Source organism: Alphaproteobacteria bacterium (assembly GCA_016722515.1).
GTDB lineage: Bacteria > Pseudomonadota > Alphaproteobacteria > Rickettsiales > JADKJE01 > JADKJE01.
In genome coordinates, this window is sequence record JADKJE010000025.1 from 1 (window position 1) to 4,693 (window position 4,693).

Annotated in this window: 5 protein-coding genes; all 5 read left to right on the plus strand. The window is 48.5% G+C overall.

The window, feature by feature from the left end:
- The first annotated feature begins 422 nt into the window (after nt 1-422).
- Entirely contained in the window at nt 423-746 is a 324-nt protein-coding gene (locus IPP74_15395; GenBank protein MBL0320658.1) for a hypothetical protein, read from the plus strand.
- A 282-nt stretch (nt 747-1,028) separates the two neighbouring features.
- The gene (locus IPP74_15400; protein MBL0320659.1) at nt 1,029-1,511 is read left to right on the plus strand and encodes a hypothetical protein; all 483 of its coding nucleotides are present in this window, start codon (nt 1,029-1,031) and stop codon (nt 1,509-1,511) included.
- A gap of 182 nt (nt 1,512-1,693) precedes the next feature.
- The gene (locus IPP74_15405; protein MBL0320660.1) at nt 1,694-3,418 is read left to right on the plus strand and encodes a hypothetical protein; all 1,725 of its coding nucleotides are present in this window, start codon (nt 1,694-1,696) and stop codon (nt 3,416-3,418) included.
- Nucleotides 3,408-3,647 carry a hypothetical protein gene (locus tag IPP74_15410; GenBank protein MBL0320661.1) on the plus strand — a complete coding sequence of 80 codons (240 nt, stop codon included), beginning with the start codon at nt 3,408-3,410 and terminating at the stop codon, nt 3,645-3,647. The genes IPP74_15405 and IPP74_15410 overlap by 11 nt, the downstream gene beginning before the upstream one ends.
- A 13-nt stretch (nt 3,648-3,660) precedes the next feature.
- A partial coding sequence (locus IPP74_15415) for a hypothetical protein (protein MBL0320662.1) occupies nt 3,661-4,693 on the plus strand: 1,033 nt, incomplete at its 3' end.

Below are 4,693 nucleotides of genomic sequence, written 5' to 3' on the forward strand. Positions count from 1 at the left end.
AAGAGAAAAGAGAGGAGAATCGAATACCCCATCTCACAAGAACTTTCAATACTCCCCTAATCCCTACCTAATCCCAGTCCCATCTAACCTAGCTCAAGTCCTATATAATCCAGCACTGTTACCCCGTGCCCGATAACTGCACTTATCGGTCATTGAGTAGCACTGTACACGACTAGATAGGTAAGTAATAGATAAGTAGCTGGAGATATTAGGGGATTATATAGGGCTATGCGTGATGATGTGGGTATGTATGCGATATGCTTAGGGATATGGGCATTGGCGCATGCGATTAGTAGTGTAGGCGCTTGGCCCGGCCCCCGCCGTTCCGTATTAATACCTCCCACTATATCCCGCGCAAAAATTTTACCCTTCTCTACCCACTTACCTTATGGCATACCCCCTTACATTCACTAGGAGATACTATGCCCAAACGAGTCCTTCCCCCTCCCGGAGCTATCACTCAAACAGGTACCTCCCGTAAGAAGCGCTCCCCTCAGTCTCTAGACAAAATCGAGCGGGACCTCTTCCAAGAGTTCTCTTCTTCCTCTTCCCCTATCCCTCAATATGGCGCAGCAGATTACTCAGATGCTGACCTATCCCCTGACTCAGCCTTCGACGATATCATGATGAGACTTAACGTGCTTGAGTCTCGGGATGAAGTACTAGCTCGCCGTATCAAGAACCTTGAGCACATGGTTCTCACCCTTCAAGGCAAAATTGAGAATCTCAAGTACGGGGAGATGTAATGAACTGGGATGTTCGTAAGCGCATAGAGGACATCCTGACCGGGGGCTTTGGGGCTTCCACTTTAGTTTCCCCTCATGTCCAATTTGGTATTTACGCATCTGGTCCTCATATAAAGATTACCTCTGAGTTCATAGACGTGGATGAAGTGGTAATCCGCAGTAATGAGATAGAGGAACTAGCTGAGTTCCTAGTGGCGTTTGTGAACGAGAGAAACAAGAGGGGCCTAGCGGGGAAGGTTCTATCCTGTCTTGGTAGAGGCCCTAGCGATGACGTGGTAGCGCATGAACAGACTTCGAATAATGAAAACGCTAAACCAAGTGGGGGAGCTCCCGAGTCTCGAGGAAATCCAGCGCAAGGAGGAGCTGCTAAAGAAGGCAGTAATAGACCGGGTGCTAGAACACCTTCTAAGGCATCCCGGTAACTACTACGAAGCTGGGAAGGCTGCTGGGATAAGCAGGGAAGCTGTTATCCGTTTAAAGGAGCTAAACCCGGCGCTGTTCAAAGAAAACGAAGATAGATACTATGACGGCCTTGAGGAGGATTTGTTGAACTACGGGCGTTATGGCTTCTTAAAAGACAAGCCAGAGTTTGACCCAGCCACGGCAAAGATGATTCTCGAACGGAGACGCTCCAAGGAGTGGAACATCCCAAAGAGAGTCGGGGAACTCCAGGGAGCGACGGATACTGGAGAGAGCCGGATAGTGGAAGAGTTCTTTAGTAAGATGGGGCTAGAACAGAAAGAAGAGGAACCCAATGAAGACTGACGTGTTTGTGTTTAGAGACCCGGAAGGGAACATGAGCTCCCCTAAGCCTTACGATGAGCTTGTAGCTAAAGTGCAGGAAGCTGGAATCCCTGGGGAGATTCTTCATTGCTTTCTTACCCCATTTGCAGAAAGCCGAGTCTATGCAGAGATAAAGGTTAAGTCTAAAGAGGAAATACTCTCGCATGGAAAAGATAGAACTGATTCAGACCCAGAGCCCAAGAAGGCAGAGGATAGCCCCGTGCGAGAGGAAGCTCCAGCAGTACCTAGAAGTACTAAGGGAAGTGGAGGAAAAGGAGGGAAAGCAAAAGCTCTACCGAGCAATGGGGGACATCGCCCTTAGGAGCTATTGGTTCTACCTCCGAGTCATCCTTGGCTATCAATGGATGGACCCCTGGCTACACGGGGAAGAGATATGTAGTTTCATAGAGAATAACTGGGGGAAGCCTAAGCTTATCCTCCTCCCTCGAGGCACTGGTAAGTCCGGGGCTATTTCTATTCCCCTTCCAGCCTATAAACTTGCTAAGTACAAAAAGAACCTAACTCTGGTCTGTAATGCTGTTGAGTCTGATGCTGCTGACATGGCAGCTTCGAGTGCTCAAATCATCTCCCATACGGAACTCTATAAGGCGTGCTTTCCTAACGTTAAGCCCAGTGACTACTGGGGGAAGGGGGGTTACTTCGTAGAAGGGGAAGCAAGGAGACGTAACGCCAACATCGGCTCTTACGGAGTCCGGGGAAACGTAACGGGTTCCCACGTCGATACCATCATTGCCGATGACTTGATTTCCTCTAAGACCGCTCACTCCATGGCGGAAGTGGAACAAGCCGAGAGATTCCTCGTAGAGCTCACGAACTGCCTCGACCCAGGTGGGGACTTCTTTGGAATTGGTACTCGTTGGTTCTATGATGATTTCTATGGGAAACTCATTAACGGAGAGATAGTTCCCAGAGGCGGGCAGCTCCAAGTATTGAAGCTTGGGGTTTACGATAAAGATGGGGAGATAATCTTCCCCAAGCGGACTTACGTAGACCTAGGGACCGCAAAGCAAGTAGGCTACGACGAAGACGACCTAGCCGCCCTTCGTATCACTCAAGGCTCCCTCTTCCCTGCTCTCTATCTTAATGAGCCTGTCGCTAACGAGAACGCCCTCTTCGACTTAGCTCGTATTGAGACTTTCGATAAATACTCAGAGCTTCCTTTTAAGCTCTCTGGAGTTAGCTCCGTAGTTATCGAGACGGAAGCTCAAGGCCATGCTCTCTATTCCGTCCTTATGGACACAGCGAGGGACGAAGGGAGGATTCTCCCGAAAGTGGAGAAAGCCATCTCCTCCCAGACTAAGTTCAACAAGGTAAAGAAGCAGGACCGCATTAAAGCCATCCTACAGCCCCTCATAGCAAACGGATGCCTTTACCTACTCTCAGGGCTTTGGAAGCCAGATAATTCGATAGGAGAGGAATTACGGCGCTTCGATAGATGGAAAGACGATCTCTTAGACGCACTAGTTTGGTCGGTTTATTTCGCTAAGGAAGCTAAGCCGGGGGAGAACCCAAGAGCTTGTATCGGCATAGACCCGGCTTTTACTGACTCCAAAAACTCAGACTTCACAGCTATTGTTACTGCTGTTAAGTATGATTCTAAGGTCTATGTGCTAGACTGTCGAAGGTTCAAGACGGCTCATGTGGACGTAACTTGCCGAGAGATTTTCAAAAGCATTGAGAACGTAAATAAAATTTCTGATAAGATTAGGAAGCAGAGCAAGCCTCAAGTGCAGGGCTTTGTTTCCCATAGGCACCCAATGTTCGGGGAAACTCGCGGGGGGCCTAGATATGCCGACGCTTTGGATATGGAAAGCCCTTACCTAATAGACAGACTAGACAATAACCGGAGAGAGGATAATGAAGACTAATTTCGTGAAGGCCGCTAACAAGACGGGCTCAGTTGCAAAAGAGAGCTCGACTAAGGAAGTTACTAAAGGCCTTAAAGGTAGCGATGGTAGCAGCAAGTTCGACCAAGCTCCCGGCCTGAATAAGAGCTCGTATGCAACGGGTTCGATTAAGGACGTGACTGGTGGATGCGAGATGCAGTCATGCTCGAACGACTGCCCAGACAAGATTACCCCTAAGTTCAGTAAGTAACTAAGGGAACAACGTGTCCCAGCAAATATCCGAGAAAGATAAGAAGATAGTTCAGTACGTAACTGAGCTTCGTCGTAAGCACCTAGAAGAGACCCAGGCAATCCGTAAGGAATGGGAGCTTAAGGCTGACTTATTTGCTGGGAAGCAGAACTGGGGAGCCTACCGAGAGCAGAACCCCTGGATGAGTAAAATCTTCCAGCATGAGTTCTCTGTTCTTATTCGTAGAGCCGCTAACGCTCTTAAAGGTCTTATCTTCCAAGGTAAGGATCTCTTCACGTTGATGAGCGGGGATGGGGACACTGAGTTCCGTCGTATCGTAGAGAAGATGCTCCGCCATTACGTGGCAGACTCGGGACTTGAGAAGGTCTTCACTGAGTATCTCCTTACTGGCGGAATCTACGGTATCTCCACTCTTAAGGTCACGGCTAAGCCTCGAGTATGCTGGAAGGCTGAGTACGTCACAAAAGAGCTCCAGATTGAGAACGATAAGTTCTACGCTAATCTTCCTAAGGAATACGAGCGTCCTTCGGTAATCTCCGAGAACTCAGATGGGGTTCTAGAAGATGAGCTCATGGCAGCTTTTGATAAGATAGCTGGCCCCACTAAGAGCTATTCTCGAGTGGTTGAGCCGAAGAAGTACATTGAGTTTTGTTCCGAAGTTGAGCTAATCAACCCCTTCAATTTCTGTTGGCTCTCCGGCATTAGGGACATAAACAAGAGCCCCTTCACCATTGAGACCAACTTCCTTAAGTTCTTCCAACTTAACGAGGCTTTCAATGCTGGCATCATTGATAAACAAAAAAAGAATCTCGTCCTTAAGAGGTCAAACAGCACTTCTGTTGATGGAGCGAATTTCGCGTCAACGGAGGATGGTCAAAGAATTCTCCTCCAGGACCAACTCAGCTCGACTGATACTTATCTCCCTCGAGTCGAGACTATTGAGTATTTTGGCCCCCTCCTGGACAAGGACGGAGAGACGATAGACGAATGCCGACGAATCATCGTCGCTAACGGGATTATCGTAAAGAACCACCGAAACCCTTACT

Excerpts from the sequence above, each read along its gene's own strand:
- IPP74_15395 (MBL0320658.1), top strand. The coding sequence starts at position 423 with ATGCCCAAACGAGTCCTTCCCCCTCCCGGAGCTATCACTCAAACAGGT.
- IPP74_15405 (MBL0320660.1), top strand. The coding sequence starts at position 1,694 with ATGGAAAAGATAGAACTGATTCAGACCCAGAGCCCAAGAAGGCAGAGG.
- IPP74_15400 (MBL0320659.1), top strand. The coding sequence starts at position 1,029 with ATGAACAGACTTCGAATAATGAAAACGCTAAACCAAGTGGGGGAGCTC.
- IPP74_15410 (MBL0320661.1), top strand. The coding sequence starts at position 3,408 with ATGAAGACTAATTTCGTGAAGGCCGCTAACAAGACGGGCTCAGTTGCA.